Genomic DNA, 17,083 nt, shown 5'->3' with positions numbered 1-17,083 from the left:
CTTGCGATTTGCCCCTCACCCTGCCCTCTCCCCGCAGGCGGGGAGAGGGAGGTGCCATGCGGTGCCATCTCGGCCTTCTCCCCGTTCACGGGGAGAAGGTGCCGGCAGGCGGATGAGGGGCTTTCCCTTCAAAGGAAAACGCTAGCCCTCGAACTCCATGATCAACTCATCGACCGCGAGGCTCTGGCCCGGCTTGACGACGATCTTCTTCACGGTGCCCCGGCGTTCGGCTTTCAGGATGTTCTCCATCTTCATCGCCTCAACGGTCGCCAGCGCCTGGCCAGCCTCGACGGTCTCACCCTCCTTCACCGCAACCCCGGTGATGACGCCCGGCATCGGGCAGAGCAGCATCTTGGAGGTATCCGGCGGCAGCTTTTCGGGCATGAGTTTGGCGAGGGCTGCGACACGCGGCGAGCGTACGCGCGCGGTCACATCCATGCCGCGCCAGCGGAGGCGGATGGCGGGGCCCGTGAGGTCGACCTTCACCGCGAGCGTTTCGCCGCCGATGTCGACATGGGCGAGTGTCTGACCTGGCTTCCAGTCGGTGGCGATTACAAGCTCGTTGCCGCCGTCGAATGCAACGCGAGTGTTGCCCGTGCCTTCGGTGACGGCCAGGGCATGGTCGCTACCGGCCAGATTGACGACCCAGTCCTTGCCGAGCTTGCGCGGGTGGTTGCCGATTGTGCCGGAGATCTGGATAGCGCGCGCCTGCAGACGGTGGTTGATGATGGCGGCGATCGCGGCGAGCTTTTCGGCCGAGGCCGCATCCGGTGTCACCCCGGTGAAGCCGTCCTTGAACTCCTCGGCGATATAGGCCGTGGTGATCTTGCCGGAGCGGAAGCGATCCTGGTTCATCACGGCCGAGAGGAAGGGCAGGTTGTGGCCGATGCCTTCGACCTCGAAGCTGTCGAGCGCCGCACTCATCGCGTCTATGGCGGTCAGGCGGTCAGGCGCCCAGGTGCAGAGCTTGGCGATCATCGGGTCGTAATACATCGAGATCTCGCCGCCCTCGAAGACGCCTGTATCGTTGCGAACAACCGTGCCGTCTGCCGTCGTGCCCTCTGCCGGCGGGCGGTAGCGGGTAAGGCGGCCGATCGAGGGCAGGAAGTTGCGATAGGGGTCTTCGGCGTAGAGACGGCTCTCGATGGCCCAGCCGTTGAGCTTCACGTCGTCCTGGGCAAGGCTAAGCTTTTCGCCTGCCGCGACGCGGATCATCTGCTCGACGAGGTCAAGGCCGGTCACCAACTCGGTCACGGGATGTTCGACCTGCAGGCGGGTGTTCATCTCGAGGAAGTAGAACTTGTTCTGCTTGCCATCAACGATGAACTCGACGGTGCCGGCGGAGTGATAACCGACGGCTTTTGCCAGTGCCACGGCCTGTTCGCCCATGGCCTTGCGGGTGGCGGCATCCAGGAAGGGCGAGGGTGCCTCTTCGATGACCTTCTGGTTACGTCGCTGGATCGAGCATTCGCGCTCGCCGAGATAAAGCACGGTGCCGTGTTTGTCGCCCAGCACCTGGATTTCGATATGGCGCGGTTCGGTGACGAATTTCTCGATGAAGATGCGGTCGTCGCCAAACGAGTTCTTCGCCTCGTTCTTCGAAGACTGGAAACCCTCGCGGGCCTCCTCGGCATTCCAGGCAATGCGCATGCCCTTGCCGCCGCCGCCGGCCGAGGCCTTGATCATCACGGGATAGCCGATCTGGTCGGAGATCTTCACCGCCTCGTCGGCATCCGCGATCAGGCCCATATGGCCGGGCACGGTGGAGACACCGGCTTCAGCCGCGAGCTTCTTCGAGGTGATCTTGTCCCCCATGGCCTGGATCGCGTTCACCGGCGGGCCGATGAAGGTGACGCCCGCCTTTTCCAGCGCTTCGGCGAAGGCGGCGTTTTCCGAGAGGAAGCCATAGCCGGGATGGACCGCGTCGGCGCCGGTCTGCCTGATCGCGTCGAGGATCTTGTCGATGACGATATAGGACTGGTTGGATGGCGCCGGGCCGATATGCACCGCCTCATCGGCCATCTCGACATGCAGCGCATTTCGGTCGGCATCGGAATAGACGGCGACCGTCTTGATGCCGAGCTTCTTCGCGGTCTTGATGACCCGGCAGGCGATTTCGCCCCGGTTGGCAATGAGGATTTTCTGGATCATTGGCAAGTGCCTCCCGCGGCCGGGGCTTCGATGATGGTGAGATATACGGCTGGTACGTGGTTGGTCAGCCACACGCCGTTGTCTGCCTGGAAGAAGGTGTGCCCGCCCTCGGCCATTCGGCTGGCATTCACGGAGAGCACGACGGGTTTGCCGTGGCGGGCGCCGACCTGTGTCGCCGTCTCCCGATCTGCAGACAAATGTACCTGTTGGCGGCTTCCGGGTTGAAGGCCCTCGGCGAGAATCGCCTCCAGGAAGCGGGTCGCCGTGCCATGAAACAGTTGCGCTGGTGGTTGCGACGGAGCATGACCGAGATCGACCTTGATCGAATGTCCCTGGGCTGCGCGAATACGAGCCCCGTCCTCGGACAGGGTGAGACGCTTCTTCTCGCTGTCGCGTACAGTGAGCAGGAGCATTTCCTGATCGATGGCTTGCCCAGCCGCGTTCGCCTTGGCTATCAGGGTATCGATATCTGTCCAGCCTTCACTGTCCAGCTCAAGCCCGATGCTCTCTGGCGCATGACGCAGGATATAGCTGAGGAATTTGCTGGTTTCCGCACTCATCGACGAGCCAATTCCCTGGGCATCGACAGCCCGACTTGTAAAACGATCATTTCCGTGACCTCCCCAGCCATCCGTTCATTGCCGCCCGCTATTCCCGCACCTTCTTCTTCAAGCCCTTGGCCACGCTCTGCTCGTCCTTCACGTCGCCGAAGGCTTCCGGGAAGTTCTTGCGGGCCAGTGGCTCGTTGATCTTCAGCTTGGCGAAGTAGGATTGCGGATCAAAGCCGCGCTCTGCGGCGATGACTTCGCGGCCGAAGAGGCGGCAGAGGCGTTCGCCGTCGAGATTGCCGCGCTCGAAGGTTTCGGTGCCGAAAAACTGCCAGAGCGCCTGCATGAAGCCGAGGTCGGCCAGCGCCACGGTCGGGTCCATGGTGCGGTGGCGCGGCCAGTTGGTGAGCGGCGTCACCTTCGGGTTCGGCCGGCGGATCGTGAATTGCCACTGGGTTCCGGGCAATCCGAGCGGAAAGCCCTGATGTTTCGGCATCAGCGGATCTTTTGCCATGGCGTTACACCTCGAACACGTCTTCGAAGGATTCGGGGAAGCTCTTGCGCGCCACCTTCTCGTCGATGACGAGCATGGCTTCATAGGAGAGCGGATCGAAATCCTTGGTGGCTGCTATCACTTCGCGGCCGAAGAGAAGGCTCAACCGCGCGGCATCGAGATTGCCACGCTCGAAGGGTTCCGCGCCGAAATGGTGCCAGAGCGCGTGCAGGAAGGCCGCGTCGATGCGGTGTTCCTTTGTGCCGGGGCGCGCCTTGCGCGGGAAGGCCTTGATGGGGGTCACGCCGCGCGGATTGGCGCGGCGGATGGTGAATTGCACACCGGTCCCCGGCATGCCGCCGGGGAAACCGCGATGTTTGGTCATGTCGGGGAGGCTTGGCATGGTCTCTCCTTACGCCGAAGCGATCTTGTCCTGCGTTTTCGTCAAGAAGTCGGAGGCATCGTGACGTTCATGCAGCTGTTCGGAGAGCGGGCCGTTGGTCTTGTTGACCATCACGCCGCGCTGCAGGGCGGGGCGTTCGGCAAGCTGCTTTGCCCAGCGCAGGACGTGGACATATTCATGGGTCTGCAGGAAGGTGCCGGCGTCCGGATAGGACTGGTCGAGCGCCAGGCGGCCATACCAGGGCCAGATGGCCATGTCGGCGATGGTGTAGTCGCTGCCGGCCACGAATTCATTGTCGGCGAGCTGGCGGTCGAGAACGTCCATCTGGCGCTTGGCCTCCATGGCGTAACGATCGATCGCGTATTGGATCTTCATCGGCGCATAGGAGAAGAAGTGCCCGAAACCGCCGCCGACGAAGGGGGCGGAGCCCATCTGCCAGAACAGCCAGTTCAGGGCTTCGGCGCGGGCGCGGGTTTCCGACGGCAGGAATGCGCCGAACTTTTCCGCGAGATAAGTCATGATCGAAGCCGACTCGAACAGGCGGACCGGCTTGCCGCCGTCTTTCGGTGCGTGGTCAGCGAGCGCCGGGATCTTCGAATTCGGGTTGATGTCGACAAAGCCGGAGCCGAACTGGTCGCCCTTGCCGATATTGATCAGCCAGGCATCGTATTCAGCGCCAGAATGGCCGGCTGCGAGCAGTTCTTCCAGAAGAATCGTCACCTTCTGGCCGTTCGGCGTTGCCAGCGAATAGAGCTGCAGCGGATGTTTGCCCACCTGAAGCTCGATCTCTGTCTGCGCACCAGCCGTCGGACGGTTGATGCTGGCGAACTGGCCGCCATTGCCGGCTTCCCAGGTCCAGACCTTGGGTGGCTGATAGCCTGCGGGCAGGTTCTTTTCGGGCGGGAATTTTTCGTCGCTCATGAAATCGGATCCTTTCTCGGTCAAGCGCCTCGGGCGCGCCGAGAGTTATATAGGCCTTCCGTGATGTCCTTGCCCACTCTCAATGCATGATCACAAGGGGATCGTGTCGTGCTTTTTCCAATGCGTGCCGACCTGCTTGTTCCTGAGGCTCGCAAAAGCCTTAGCAATGCGGCGGCGGGAGGAATGCGGCATGATCACCTCGTCGATGAAGCCGCGTTCGGCGGCCTTGAAGGGGTTGGCGAAGTTGACTTCGTATTCGCGTGTACGCGCAGCGATCTTCTCGGCATCGCCGAGTTCCGAGCGGTAGAGGATTTCGGTGGCGCCCTTGGCGCCCATCACGGCGATTTCGGCGGTCGGCCAGGCAAAGTTGACGTCGGCGCCGATATGCTTGGAGGCCATGACGTCATAGGCGCCGCCATAGGCCTTGCGGGTGATGAGCGTGACCATCGGCACGGTCGCCTGGCTGTAGGCGAAGAGGAGTTTTGCGCCATGCTTGATGACGCCGCCATATTCCTGGGCGGTGCCGGGCAGGAAGCCGGGCACATCGACCAGCGTCAGGATCGGGATCGAGAAGGCATCGCAGAAGCGCACGAAGCGGGCGGCCTTGCGTGAGCTGTCGATATCGAGGCAGCCGGCGAGCACCATCGGCTGGTTGGCGACGACGCCGACCGTCTGGCCCTCCATGCGGATAAAGCCGGTGATGATGTTCTTGGCAAAGGCTTCCTGGATTTCGAAGAAATCGCCCTCGTCGGCGAGCGCGTAGATCAGTTCCTTCATGTCATAGGGCTTGTTGGAACTGTCCGGGATCAGCGTGTCCAGCCGCATCTCGATGCGGGCCGGATCGTCATGGAAAGGGCGAACCGGCGGCTTTTCGCGGTTGTTCAAGGGCAGGAAGTCGAAGAGCAGACGGACCTGTTCCAGCGCTTCGATGTCGTTCTCATAGGCGCCGTCGGCGACGGAGGACTTTTTCGTGTGCGTCGATGCGCCGCCCAGTTCTTCCGCCGTGACGATCTCGTTGGTCACGGTTTTCACCACATCGGGGCCGGTGACGAACATGTAGGAGCTATCGCGCACCATGAAGATGAAATCGGTCATGGCGGGCGAATAGACCGCACCGCCGGCGCAGGGGCCCATGATCACGGAGATCTGCGGGATGACGCCTGACGCATCGACATTGCGCTTGAAGACGTCGGCATAACCGGCAAGCGAGGCGACACCTTCCTGGATGCGGGCGCCGCCACTATCATTCAGGCCGATCACGGGCGCGCCGACCTTCATCGCCATGTCCATGATCTTGCAGATCTTCTGGGCATGGGTTTCCGACAGCGAGCCGCCGAGCACGGTGAAATCCTGGGAGAAGACATAGACCTGGCGGCCGTTGATCGTGCCCCAGCCGGTGACCACGCCATCGCCCGGCACCTTCTGTTCGGCCATGCCGAAATCGGTGCACCGATGCGTGACATACATGTCGTATTCTTCGAAGGAGCCTTCGTCGAGCAGGACTTCGATGCGCTCGCGGGCGGTCAGCTTGCCCTTGCCATGCTGGGCGGCGATGCGCTTTTCGCCACCGCCGAGGCGGGCCTCGTCGCGACGGGCTTCGAGCTGGTCCAGGATCGTCGACATGCTTCCTCCGGAATGATCTGTTTGGCTTTGAGCCTTGTGTGATACCTATTCCACAGTGCCGCAGAAGAAAACGGTTGAACAGGTGCATCTGTGGATTTATGAATTTGCAAAGTGAAAATTGCGAATTTGCGAAATGGCCATCGGGAAACTCTTCATCGGCCGCAAGGTCCGCGACATCCGCCAGGCGAATGGGGCCACCCAGGCGCAGTTTGCCGATATGGTCGGCATTTCCACCAGCTATCTGAACCAGATTGAGAATAACCAGCGCCCGGTCTCGGCCTCGGTGCTGCTGTCACTGGCCGAAAAATTCGGCATCGATATCACCGAGCTCTCCTCTGGCCAGAACGACCGGCTGATGTCGGCGCTGACGGAGGCGCTCTCCGATCCCTTGTTCGAGACCTATTCGCCGAGCCTGCAGGAGCTGAAGCTTGTTACCCAGAACGCGCCCGGCTTTGCCCATGCGCTGATTGCCGCCCACCAGGCCTACAGACGCGGCAACGAGCAGCTGGCGAGCCTCGACGACCGGCTGGGGGCCGCCCCCAGCCAGGAGGTGACGCCTTACGACGAGGTGCGCGACTTCTTCCATTTCGTCGACAATTACATCCACGATCTCGACCTCGCCGCCGAGCAGCTGGCGACGGAGTTGAAGCTCGGGGAGGGGGAGAATTATGCAGCCCTTTCAAGCCATCTCGAAGCGCGCCACGGCGTGCGTGTGGTACGCGGCGAGGCGAGCGACGAGGCGATCCGCCGCTTCGATCCGGTGGGGCGGATCCTGACCGTCAGCCGTTATGCCTCGGCCCCCACCCGCGATTTCCAGATCGCCATCCAGATCGCCCAGCTGGCCGCTGCCACCAAGATCGACCAGGTGCTGAAACAGGCGAATTTCCGCAGCGAAGAGGCGGTCGAGATCTGTCGCATGGGGCTCTACAACTACTTTGCCGGCGCGCTGATCCTGCCCTATCGCAGCTTCCTCACCGCCGCGCGGGATCTGCGCCACGACATCGAGCTGCTCGCTGCCCGTTTCGAGGCCTCGCTCGAACAGGTCTGCCACCGTCTCTCGACGCTGCAGCGGCCGGGTCTCAAGGGCGTGCCGATCTTCTTTGCCCGCATCGACCGGGCCGGCAATATCACCAAGCGGCACAGTGCCGCCCGCCTGCAATTCGCCCGTTTCGGAGCGGCCTGTCCGCTCTGGAATGCCCATCAGGCCTTCGAGACGCCGGGCCGGATCATCCGTCAGACGGCGGAGACGCCCGACGGCGTGCGCTATCTCTGCATCGCGACGCAAGTGTCAAAAGGCTCAGCCGGCTTCCGCGCCGCCAACCCGCGCTATGCCTTGGCGCTCGGCTGCGAGATCTCCTATGCCGGCGCCTTCGTCTATGCCGACGACCTCGACCTCTCCAACCGCGGCGCGTTTGACCCCATCGGCATTTCCTGCCGCATCTGCGAGCGCGTCAAATGCACCAGCCGCGCCGTGCCGCCGCTGAAGCGCAAGCTGGTGGTGGATCACCGGGTGCGGAACCCGATGCCGTATGAGATCGAGTGATCAGTCGAACAACCGCTCATCCCGCGCCGCAAAGAACGCCTCGACACTCTCCGGCGCCACCCCCTCCAGCGTCGCCGGGGACCATTTCGGGTTCCTGTCCTTGTCGATGATCGCCGCGCGGATGCCTTCGTAGAAATCGGGGACTTTCACCACCTGGAGGGTGCCGGCAAATTCGCGTTCGAGGCAGGTTTCGAGGTCCGTGGAGCGGCGGGCCTCGCGCAGCATTCTGAGCGTCACCTTCAGGCTGGTCGGAGACTTGGCGCGCATGGCGGTGAGGGTGCGCGTCGCGAGTTCGCACTTTTCCATTTCGAGGGCTGCGATGATCTCCTCCACCGTGTCGAAGGCGAAGCAGCGGTCGATCATGTCTCGGCCTTCGGAGAAGATGCCCTTCGGGCCGTCCACCGTGTAATCGCGGATCGTCGAGGCGATCGATTGGCCCAGCGCCGGGGCGGGGAGGGCGGCGATCCGCTCCAGGAGTTCGGCTACACGGTCCTGCGGAACGTACCAGTCGGCAAAGCCGGCGGTGATGGCATCCGCGCCGTTCACCGCCTCGCCTGATAGCCCCATCCAGGTGCCGAGTTCGCCGGATGCGCGGGAGAGCAGCCAGGTGGCGCCGATATCGGGGAAGAAGCCGATGCCGGTTTCGGGCATGGCGAGTTTCGTGGTTTCGGTGACGATGCGGTGGCTGCCATGGCTGGAGACTCCAACGCCGCCGCCCATGGTGATGCCGTCCATCACGACGACATAGGGTTTCTTCAAGCCGGCGATGCGGGCATTCAGGCGGTATTCGGCCTTGAGGAATGCGGATGCCTTGCCGTCGCCGGCCTTCCCGCTTTCGTAGAACATCCTGATGTCGCCGCCGGCGCACAGCCCGCGTTCGCCCTCGCCGGTGACGAGCACGGCGGCGATTTGCGGATCGGCCTCGAAGGCATCGAGAGCCTTGCCGAAATCCAGGATCATGTCGTGGGAGAGGCTGTTCAGCACGCGGGGGCGATTGAGGGCGATCAGGCCGATTGCGCCCTTTTTCGCCGTCAGGATTTCTCCGCCCTGATAGTCCGCCTCAAGATACCGCATGCCGTCCTCCCTGTCTTTTGAGAGAGTTAGATATGCGTCGCGGCTAAAGGGCAAGGGCTGCGATGGTTGGATCAGGTCACGAGATTGCGGGGCTTACCCGCCAAAAACAGCTCGATGTTCTCGATCAGCTGGTCGGCCAGCGCCTGGATTGCCTCGCGGCTTGCCCAGGCGACATGCGGGGTGAGGATGACATTTTCGCGTGACGCGATCCGCATCATCAGGCTGTCTGCGGCGGGCGGTTCGCCATCGGTGACATCGAAGCCGGCGCCTGAAATCTGGCCTGCATCAAGGGCTTTTTCCAACGCCAGTTCATCGACGAGGCCGCCGCGTCCGGTGTTGATGAGCAAGGGCTTGCGTTCCATCAGAGTGAATTCGCGGGTGCCGATCACGCCGCGCGTTTCCGGTGTCAGCGGGCAGTGCAGGGTGATTACGTCAGAGCGTTTGAGGACCTCGTTGAAGGCCGTCTGGCCGGGCTTGAGCTCGGTTGCGCCGCGACGACCGGCGGCGAGCACCGTCATGCCGAAGCCCTCGGCGATGCGCCCGACGGACTGGCCGAGCGTGCCATGGCCGATGATGCCGAGCGTCGAGCCGCCGAGATCGGCGATGGGATAATCGAAATAGCAGAATTGCGCCGCCTGCTGCCAGCGTCCTTCGATCACCGACTGGCGATAGGGCAGCATCGAGCGGCGCAGCGCCAGCATCAGCGCGAAGGTGTGTTCGGGCACCGTGTGCTTGGCGTAGTTCCTGATATTGCAGACGGCGATGCCGCGCGCCCTTGCTTCCGCGAGATCGACGATATCGGTGCCGGTGGCAGAGACGGCGATCAGCTTCAGCTTCGTGGCGCCGGCGAGCGCCTCGGCGCGGACAGGGGCCTTGTTGGTGATCACCACATCGGCGTCGCGGATGCGCTCCGCGACCTCATGCGGGGCGGACCTGGCATGGACCATCATCTCATGCGGCACGGAGGGCGCGCGGACCACGGTTTCCGGCGACAGCGTGTCCCGGTCGAGAAAGACGATGCGGATCATGGCGGACCTCCCTGCTTGTCCTCCGACCTAGCCGAGCGGCTTTCGGCCAGCAAGGCAGGTCAGTGGTAATCCGGTACGCCGGGCATGGTGATGAAGCCCGGAAGCGCCCGGAAACGGCGCAGCCAGCGGCGAAGGGCCGGGTATTCGTCATGATCGATGCCGCAATCGCGTGACAGGGCGAAGCTCGGCAGGAGTGCCAGATCGGCCAGCGTCGGGTTGGCGCCGACGAACCACTCCAAGCCTTCGATCTGCCTCAGCGTCATATGGTCGTTCATGATGCGGAAGGCTTTGCGGGCGGCCTTCAGATCGCTGTCGCTGGCGCCCTCGGAGGTGAAGAGTGCTGCCTCGCGGGCGTCTACGGCGGATTTCAGCTCGCGGGTGGAGAAGCCCAGCCATTGCTCAACCCGCCCGAAGTCTGCGGCATCGGCAGGCAGCCAGGCACTGTCAGGCGCATAGGCGCGGACCAGATAAGCGAGGATCGCAGCGGTGCCGAAGAGCCTAACGTCGCCGTCTTCAAGGATCGGCAGCGTGCCGGTCGGATTGAGCGCCAGCATATGCGGCTTTTCCTGCTCGCGACCGGGTGCCTTGTCGATAGCGATGGTCTCGAAGGAGATGCTAAGCATGGAGAGGAGAAGGCGAACGCGAAAGCCGTTTTCGTCGAGGTGGTAGTCGTAAAGCCTGATCATCACGCGGCCTCCATCGAGCGGACTTCGAGGCGATTGCGGAGGTCGGTGGCCCAGAGCGCGAGGCTGTGGCGGATGGCTGCGTAGGTGTTTCCGGTCACCGTGATGTGCAAGGCCGTCCGGCCGGCCTCGCGGGGTTGGGCTGCGATCAGGACGGCCACGTCGCTACCTTGGAAGGTAACCACGCCAGTCTCACTCTCGACCGGACGATACCCCTCGGGTGGAGCTGCCGTCACCGCCAGCAGAGCCGCATTCGTCGACAGGTCGAGAAACAGGCTGCGAACAGGTTCGGCCGTCTCGGGAAGTGTCCAGAGGTCCGCTGCATCCGCCCCTTCCGGTGCCATCCAGACGATGCCTGCGCGTTCGGTTGCGGCAAAGGTCGGGACCTTGATGGTCTGGGGTACCTCAAGATCCGGATGGGCCGGAATGTAGCGACACTGGCCACCGGTGTCGTAGCGCCAGCCGTGATAGAGGCAGGCGATGTGGTCGCCGCGCACGAAGCCGAAGCTCATGCGCATGCCGCGATGCGGACAGCGATCCTCCCAGACATGGATTTCACCCTTGTCGTCACGCCAGACGACGCGCTCCTCGCCATTGACGAGCGTTCCGGCGGAGGTGCCGGCTTCGATGTCGGCGGAAAGGGCAACGGGGATCCAGGGGGAGGCTGATGTCATGATGCGGCCTTTAAGGGCAGGTCTTCGTCGGTTTGAAATCTCGTCACGTCGAGCACGATGCTGTCATAGGGGCCGAGGCTGACCGCCATCTCGAAGGCGTCGATCAGGGCCTCCGGGCCCGACAGCGTCAAGCGACAGCGGTCGCTGTCACAGGAAGCAATGTTCAGGCCGAGCGACAGGCGCGCTGCACGATGTTCGGCAAACGCAATGAAGCCCTGCGGCTCCAGCCTTCCGGAAAAGGTGAAGCCGACGGTCCTATGGTCGGCCTTTGCCGTCATCGGATGGGGATCAGTGTTGCCTTGCAATTGTGCGCGCTCTAATTTTTGGGCAATCTAGCGGGCGACGAGATGGGGGTTCAAGTGGTTTCTCCCGTGCTCCAGAGGAAAGACGGATTATGCAGAACGGTATCGACAAGGCGTCGCTTGATCAGTGGTATGTGCTCGATACCGAGGCTGTGATCCCCGTCGGAAGATCGCAGAACCGGCTGCTCGGGACGGATCTCACCGTCGTCAAGCAGACGGATGGGGCGATCGAGGTCTTTGCCGAAGGACGCGTCGAGCCGCTGCCGCTGCGCCATCGCTTCGGGTTTCTTTGGGCGACGCCGGGTGAGCCCCAGCGCGAGATCTTTCCGCTGCCGGAAGCCGATGAGCGGGACCGGCGCTATGTGCCCTGCGGTGTCGTCACCGTGAAGGCGTCAGGGCTTCGCATCGTCGAGAATTTCCTCGACATGGCACATTTTCCCTTTGTCCATACCGATGTTCTGGGTGCCGAGCCGCATACGGAAGTGCAGAGTTACGATGTCGAGATCAGGCGCGAGGAAGACGAGGTCTGGGCGACGAACTGCACATTCTTCCAGCCGCAGGCCGCTCTGTCTGCGTCTGACGGTATCACCACGCAATACATGTACCGGGTGATGACGCCGTTCACGACGATCCTCTATAAGACATGTCCCAACGCCACCAATCGCTGGGATGTCATCGGCCTCTTCGTCCAGCCGCTCGATCCGGGCCGCTGCCGGGCGCATCCGATCATGTATCTGATCGACGATGTCTCGACGACGACGGAGCTCATTCATTTCCAGCAGATGATTTTCCTGCAGGACCGGATCATCCTCGAAAACCAGCGGCCAGTGCTCCTGCCGCTTGAGCCCCGCAAGGAAGTCCCGACGCGGGCGGATGCCTCGTCGATAGCTTATCGTCGGTGGCTCAAGGAAAAGGGCGTGATCTACGGCGCGACGACGACGGCTGCCTGACTTCAGGCAAAAGAAAACCCGGAAGCGGGTGCTTCCGGGTTTGGGTAGCTTCTAGACCTGACGGTCTTAGCCTCGGGTCATCCAGTCGTCGATCTCGCGATCGGCTTCTTCCTGGGTCTTGCCATAGGCTGCCTGGATCTTGCCGGAGAGTTCCTTGCGCTTGCCGGCGATGACGTCGAGATCGTCACCGGTCAGCTTGCCCCACTGGGTCTGGGCCTTGCCCTTGAACTGTTCCCAGTTGCCTTCGATCTGATTCCAATTCATCGGTGTTCTCCCGTGTCTGGTGTTGGTCGAGGCTCCGTGTCCTCGGATCCGAAAACGCCGTTTTGTCGCAGAAGTTCCGTCCTCGTTGTTTGACGGCAATGGCCTGGTAGGGCCGTAGCGGCGGCGGTTGAGAATATATCGGGACCGGTGGAACACTCGGTCTTGCCCGACGTTCTCTAGGCGAAACGCAATCGAAGAACGAGTGAAGGAGATCCCCATGGCCCAGGTACCGAGCGCCTCCAAGAATGACATCGAGGACAAGGCGAACGAGCTTGCCGACCGGATCGAGGCGAAGACCGATTCTGTCGGTGGTGCCACCGGAAGCGACGTGCAGGCCGATCTCGAAGCGCTTCGCAGGGATATCGCGGCACTGACGCAGACGGTTGCGTCGTTCGGCAGTAGCAAGATCCGCCAAGCAGGCGAGACTTCGCAACAGTACGTCGACAGCGCGCGTGAAAGCATTGCGAATGTCGAAGACGAGCTGGAGGCCTATGTTCATCAGCGGCCGTTCCAGTCGCTCGCCATCGCAGCTGGCGTCGGTTACGTGCTCGCACTGCTTACGCGGCGTTGATCATGCTGCCGCTCTTTAGACAACTTGGCATTCTCGCCTTCGGTCGAGTGCAGCCGACCGCCACTCGCATCACGCGCTCCCTCATCGGGGGCGCGATTGTCGGTGTTCTGGCGGTTACGGCCTATGTGGCATTGCTTCTGGCATTGGGCTTCTATCTGTCCAGCGAGTTCGGCGCGATCTATGCCGCCCTCATCGTCGCGGGCGTCACCGCCCTCTGCGGACTCATCGTCATTCTCGTCGTCCAGTCGATGAACAAGGCGACCGAGCGGCGCATGGAGGCACGACGTCGTGCGGCGAGGTCGCAGTTGCCGGATCCCATGACCCTGCAATTGCTGGCCGGTGTTCCCGCGCTGATGAAGGGGCGATCCTTGCTTGCCACTGCCGCAATCGCCGCGCTCGTCTTCGGTGTTGCGAAGATGCAGGGCGTCGGGCGGGATGGACGGGACGATTGATATCACGCGAATGTCGAAATCCAGTGCCTCGTGCTCTGGCCTTCAGCGAAAGCGCGCCTATTTCTTCGCTTTGGTTTCTGCGTCTTGCAGCCGCTCGAGGAGGTCCAGAAAATGAGGAGGGGTGCCTTCTTCGATAATGCTGTCGTAGTAGCCACGGAGTTTGGTGGCGATCAGCGCATTGTCGTTCTGGCGTCGCGCTGCGGGGAGCTTTTTCGGTTTAGCCGGTTTGTCCGCGGGGCCTTCAGCCATTTTGTTCCAGTTCCATCGTTTCCCTAGGCGAAATGAGAATTACTCCTATAAGATTTCGGATGCAAAAAAGTTCCTGGGGAGATGGAACTTTTTTGTAAGCCCCGCGTTCTCAGCCGAGTCCGCACCGAATTCCATACTGATTGGAGAACTGCATGTCCCTTACTGCCCGCGTTGCCGTCCATCTTCCTTATCTGAGGCGATATGCACGCGCCGTCACTGGTTCGCAGACATCAGGAGATGCCTATGTCGCTGCGGTCCTTGAGGCTCTGATCGCCGATATCTCGATTTTTCCGGCCACCGGCGATGATCGCGTCGCGCTCTACAAGCTGTTTGTCGTCATTTATGATTCCACCAAGGTGGAGCTGCCGCAGATCACCTCGCCCTTCGCCTGGGAAAAGCGTGCTGCCGCCAATCTCGCAGCCGTTCCGACACGCGCCCGCCATGCTTTCCTCCTGATCACCGTTGAAGGCTTCACCACGGCAGAGGCCGCCAACGTGCTCAGCGTCAGCGAGGCAGAATTCAACGCGCTCTTCAATGAAGCCTCGATGGAGATCTCCCGCCAGGTGGCAACGGACATCATGATCATCGAGGACGAGCCGCTGATCGCGCTCGACATCGAACAGATGGTCGAAGATCTGGGGCACCGCGTTACCGGTATTGCGCGCACGCATGCCGAAGCCGTTGATCTCTACAAGCGCACGAGCCCGAAGATGGTTCTGGCCGACATCCAGCTTGCGGATGGCAGCTCGGGCATCGACGCGGTGAACGACATTCTGAAGGTGGATACCATCCCGGTTATCTTCATCACTGCCTTCCCGGAACGTCTGCTGACCGGCGAACGTCCGGAGCCGGCCTTCCTGGTGACCAAGCCGTTCAACCCCGACATGGTCAAGGCTCTGATCAGCCAGGCGCTCTTCTTCAACGAGCGCGTGGCAGAGCAAGTCTAATCCCGCTCAGATGGGCATAGGTTAAAGTGAGAAATGGGGCCGGCCGCGAGTGCCGGTCCGGGGTGCCGATCAACGGCGGAGCAGGACAATTGGTACATCGGTTGACATGGTTTGAACCTCAGCGCGGCGATGAGCAGCTGCGGGAGTTCTTCATAACCGCGCTCATTGACATGGGCGCCAGCCTGATTCTTCAGGACAAGGATGGTACCTATGTCTGCATCACCTCGCTTCCGGCGCGGTGGCGTCTGCCGGCAGGTAGCAAGCCGTCCGACGATACGATTTTCGGGCCAGAGATCGGACAGAAGCTGGCGGAGCTGAAGTCGGGTCTCGTAGATGCCGGTGATCGGGTAGAGCTGGAGATCGAGGCGGGCGACGATACCTTCTTCGAATTCCGATGCCGCATGGTGGAAATGGCAGATAATGATCTGCACATGATCACCGTGGTGATCGACCGGACCGAGGATCGCCGGCGTGAGCGTCTGTTGAGGGCGCTGCTGCGCGAAGTGAGCCACCGCTCGAAGAACCTGCTTGCGATCATCCAAAGCATTGCTTCCCAGACTGCGCGTTACTCCGGCACGCTGGACATGTTCCTCGGAAAATTCCGAGGCCGGCTTCATGCGCTGTCGCAGTCGCAAGACCTGATCACCGACTCGAGCTGGCGCGGCGCTTATTTCCGCGACCTCTTGAAACAGCAGGTCGATCGCTATGTGCAGGAGAATGCCGATCTGGTTCACGTCTCCGGCGACGATGTGCTTTTGACACCGAACGCTTCGCTGCATATTGGCCTGGCATTGCACGAACTGGTCGTGAATGCCGTCAGCCACGGCGATTTCTTGCAGCGGCGTCTGCCGATCGAGGTCTCATGCCGCAAGATCGATACACCGGATGGTCCCGTTGTCGAGATTGGCTGGAACGAGCCATTCACTGCGCAGGTTGGCGAGGAAACGAAAGCGGCCCGTTTCGGCAGCACCGTGCTTGAGCGTGTCGTTCCCTCTTCGGTCAACGGCGAGGCCACCCACAAACTCGAGAATGGGCAAGTGCGCTACATGCTTCGGTTCCCGCTCGAGATCTTCGACTGACCCCTCCGACACTCCGGTGTCGCCCCCATAGAAAGACGAGATCATGCGCCTGTTCAGTTGCAGCAACTGTACGAATGTCGTGCATTTCGAAAACGACGGCTGCGTCACTTGCGGCGCGCGGCTGGCGTTCCGGGCAACCAGCCTCGACATGGTCGCGCTCGATGCTTCGGGCACCCATATTCTCGATCATGGCCAGACGGAACCGGTCCCGGTCAACCCGTGTGCCAACGCGGCAATGGGCGGCTGCAACTGGCTTGCCGATGATGGCGACGACAGCGGCTTCTGTGTTGCGTGCCGGCATAATGTAACTATCCCCGATCTCTCCGTGCCGGAAAACCTGCACAACTGGCAGCGGATCGAGCTTGCCAAGCGCGGCCTTTTCTATTCGCTGCTGAGGTTCCGTCTGCCGCTCGTCAGCCGCACTGCAGATCCGGAACGGGGGCTTGGTTTTGAATTTCTGGCTGACGACCCAGCTGCTCCCGATGGGGAGGCACCGGTGCTGACCGGCCATGCCGAGGGCCTGATCACGCTCAACATCGCCGAGGGCTCCGACGCAGAGCGGGAGGCCCGTCGTGTGGCGCTGGGCGAGCCCTTCCGCACTTTGCTTGGCCATTTCCGCCACGAGGTTGCCCATTATTACTGGAACGTCCTGGTACGTGACCGAGGTGCTTTCGAGGAATTCCGTGCCGTCTTCGGTGACGAGCGGATTGACTATTCCGAAGCTCTCAAGCGGCATTACGCCGAAGGTCCTGTTCCCGGCTGGGAGAATACTTTCATTTCCGCCTATGCCGCCAGTCACCCTTGGGAAGACTTCGCAGAAACGTTTGCGCATTACTTCCATATGGTGGATGCGCTTGATACTGCCGATGCCTTCGGCCTCAGAACGAGCCCTGATGTCGAGGCCGATGTGCCTGCGATCGAGTTGAAGCGGACCTTCGACAGTTACACTGCCGGCAGCGCAGGGGCGCTTATCCGTGCCTGGGTTCCGCTGACGCTTGCCATCAACAGCATTAACCGCAGCATGGGGCAGCAGGACCTTTACCCCTTCGTCCTGTCAGAGCCCGTCATTGCCAAACTTCACTATATTCATGAGCTGATACGCTCCTGATCTTGCGCTCCGCCTAGCAG

The 17,083-nt window shown here is 61.9% G+C and carries 20 protein-coding genes; 7 read left to right on the top strand and 13 right to left on the bottom strand.

Annotation, left to right across the window (positions count from 1 at the left end; genetic code table 11):
* Positions 1–141 precede the first annotated feature (141 nt).
* The 6 genes from C0V73_RS03400 to C0V73_RS03375 form a co-directional block, all read right to left on the bottom strand.
* The gene (locus C0V73_RS03400) at positions 142–2,151 is read right to left on the bottom strand and encodes an acetyl/propionyl/methylcrotonyl-CoA carboxylase subunit alpha (protein WP_102018556.1); all 2,010 of its coding nucleotides are present in this window, start codon (positions 2,149–2,151) and stop codon (positions 142–144) included.
* A complete protein-coding gene (locus tag C0V73_RS03395; protein ID WP_102018555.1) occupies positions 2,148–2,711 on the bottom strand; it encodes an RNA 2'-phosphotransferase in 564 nt (187 codons plus the stop codon). Before C0V73_RS03395 ends, C0V73_RS03400 begins: the two co-directional genes overlap by 4 nt.
* A gap of 88 nt (positions 2,712–2,799) precedes the next feature.
* Complete coding sequence (locus C0V73_RS03390; RefSeq protein ID WP_102018554.1) at positions 2,800–3,213, bottom strand: hypothetical protein; 414 nt, start codon at positions 3,211–3,213, stop codon at positions 2,800–2,802.
* 4 nt (positions 3,214–3,217) lie between these two features.
* Entirely contained in the window at positions 3,218–3,595 is a 378-nt protein-coding gene (locus C0V73_RS03385; RefSeq protein ID WP_102018553.1) for a hypothetical protein, read from the bottom strand.
* Between the two features lie 9 nt (positions 3,596–3,604).
* Positions 3,605–4,516, bottom strand: a complete 912-nt coding sequence (gene yghU, locus C0V73_RS03380) for a glutathione-dependent disulfide-bond oxidoreductase (protein WP_102018925.1) — start codon at positions 4,514–4,516, stop codon at positions 3,605–3,607.
* A gap of 90 nt (positions 4,517–4,606) precedes the next feature.
* Positions 4,607–6,139 carry an acyl-CoA carboxylase subunit beta gene (locus C0V73_RS03375; protein WP_102018552.1) on the bottom strand — a complete coding sequence of 511 codons (1,533 nt, stop codon included), beginning with the start codon at positions 6,137–6,139 and terminating at the stop codon, positions 4,607–4,609.
* A 133-nt stretch (positions 6,140–6,272) separates the two neighbouring features.
* Here C0V73_RS03375 and C0V73_RS03370 point away from each other — a divergent pair, with 133 nt between their 5' ends.
* Positions 6,273–7,682 (top strand): helix-turn-helix transcriptional regulator, encoded by a 1,410-nt coding sequence (locus C0V73_RS03370; protein WP_102018551.1) that lies wholly within the window; start codon positions 6,273–6,275, stop codon positions 7,680–7,682.
* Here C0V73_RS03370 and C0V73_RS03365 read toward each other — a convergent pair whose 3' ends face one another.
* The 5 genes from C0V73_RS03365 to C0V73_RS03345 all read right to left on the bottom strand — a co-directional run bounded on the left by C0V73_RS03365 (position 7,683) and on the right by C0V73_RS03345 (position 11,446).
* Positions 7,683–8,756 (bottom strand): enoyl-CoA hydratase/isomerase family protein, encoded by a 1,074-nt coding sequence (locus C0V73_RS03365; protein ID WP_102018550.1) that lies wholly within the window; start codon positions 8,754–8,756, stop codon positions 7,683–7,685.
* A 71-nt stretch (positions 8,757–8,827) separates the two neighbouring features.
* Complete coding sequence (locus tag C0V73_RS03360; protein ID WP_102018549.1) at positions 8,828–9,784, bottom strand: D-2-hydroxyacid dehydrogenase; 957 nt, start codon at positions 9,782–9,784, stop codon at positions 8,828–8,830.
* Between the two features lie 59 nt (positions 9,785–9,843).
* Entirely contained in the window at positions 9,844–10,470 is a 627-nt protein-coding gene (locus C0V73_RS03355; RefSeq protein WP_102018548.1) for a glutathione S-transferase family protein, read from the bottom strand.
* Positions 10,470–11,141: a Rieske (2Fe-2S) protein gene (locus tag C0V73_RS03350; protein WP_102018547.1), complete on the bottom strand. Its 672-nt coding sequence runs from the start codon at positions 11,139–11,141 to the stop codon at positions 10,470–10,472. The genes C0V73_RS03355 and C0V73_RS03350 overlap by 1 nt, the downstream gene beginning before the upstream one ends.
* Complete coding sequence (locus tag C0V73_RS03345) at positions 11,138–11,446, bottom strand: hypothetical protein (RefSeq protein WP_245407858.1); 309 nt, start codon at positions 11,444–11,446, stop codon at positions 11,138–11,140. The genes C0V73_RS03350 and C0V73_RS03345 overlap by 4 nt, the downstream gene beginning before the upstream one ends.
* 89 nt (positions 11,447–11,535) lie before the next feature.
* Between C0V73_RS03345 and C0V73_RS03340 the strand changes: the two genes are divergently transcribed.
* Positions 11,536–12,393 (top strand): aromatic ring-hydroxylating dioxygenase subunit alpha, encoded by an 858-nt coding sequence (locus C0V73_RS03340; RefSeq protein WP_102018546.1) that lies wholly within the window; start codon positions 11,536–11,538, stop codon positions 12,391–12,393.
* A gap of 66 nt (positions 12,394–12,459) precedes the next feature.
* Here the strand turns inward: C0V73_RS03340 and C0V73_RS03335 are convergent, their stop codons facing one another.
* Positions 12,460–12,657, bottom strand: a complete 198-nt coding sequence (locus C0V73_RS03335; protein WP_076393716.1) for a CsbD family protein — start codon at positions 12,655–12,657, stop codon at positions 12,460–12,462.
* A gap of 217 nt (positions 12,658–12,874) precedes the next feature.
* Between C0V73_RS03335 and C0V73_RS03330 the strand changes: the two genes are divergently transcribed.
* Together C0V73_RS03330 and C0V73_RS03325 are read left to right on the top strand one after the other, a co-directional pair.
* Complete coding sequence (locus C0V73_RS03330) at positions 12,875–13,228, top strand: DUF883 family protein (protein ID WP_102018545.1); 354 nt, start codon at positions 12,875–12,877, stop codon at positions 13,226–13,228.
* Positions 13,229–13,230: 2 nt separating this feature from the next.
* The gene (locus tag C0V73_RS03325) at positions 13,231–13,680 is read left to right on the top strand and encodes a hypothetical protein (protein WP_102018544.1); all 450 of its coding nucleotides are present in this window, start codon (positions 13,231–13,233) and stop codon (positions 13,678–13,680) included.
* Positions 13,681–13,737: 57 nt separating this feature from the next.
* Here C0V73_RS03325 and C0V73_RS03320 read toward each other — a convergent pair whose 3' ends face one another.
* Positions 13,738–13,929 carry a NepR family anti-sigma factor gene (locus tag C0V73_RS03320; RefSeq protein WP_102018543.1) on the bottom strand — a complete coding sequence of 64 codons (192 nt, stop codon included), beginning with the start codon at positions 13,927–13,929 and terminating at the stop codon, positions 13,738–13,740.
* A 152-nt stretch (positions 13,930–14,081) separates the two neighbouring features.
* On the opposite strand from C0V73_RS03320, the gene C0V73_RS03315 reads away from it, so the two are divergent.
* From C0V73_RS03315 to C0V73_RS03305, 3 genes are all read left to right on the top strand, one after another.
* Entirely contained in the window at positions 14,082–14,876 is a 795-nt protein-coding gene (locus tag C0V73_RS03315) for a response regulator (RefSeq protein ID WP_102018542.1), read from the top strand.
* Between the two features lie 101 nt (positions 14,877–14,977).
* Positions 14,978–15,955, top strand: a complete 978-nt coding sequence (locus C0V73_RS03310) for a sensor histidine kinase (protein WP_102018541.1) — start codon at positions 14,978–14,980, stop codon at positions 15,953–15,955.
* Between the two features lie 43 nt (positions 15,956–15,998).
* Positions 15,999–17,063: a putative zinc-binding metallopeptidase gene (locus tag C0V73_RS03305; RefSeq protein WP_102018540.1), complete on the top strand. Its 1,065-nt coding sequence runs from the start codon at positions 15,999–16,001 to the stop codon at positions 17,061–17,063.
* The last annotated feature ends 20 nt before the right edge of the window (positions 17,064–17,083 follow it).

It is taken from the genome of Rhizobium sp. TH135 (assembly GCF_002855515.1).
Classification (GTDB): Bacteria; Pseudomonadota; Alphaproteobacteria; order Rhizobiales; family Rhizobiaceae; genus Allorhizobium.
This window is presented reverse-complemented; position numbering and strand designations above follow the sequence as displayed.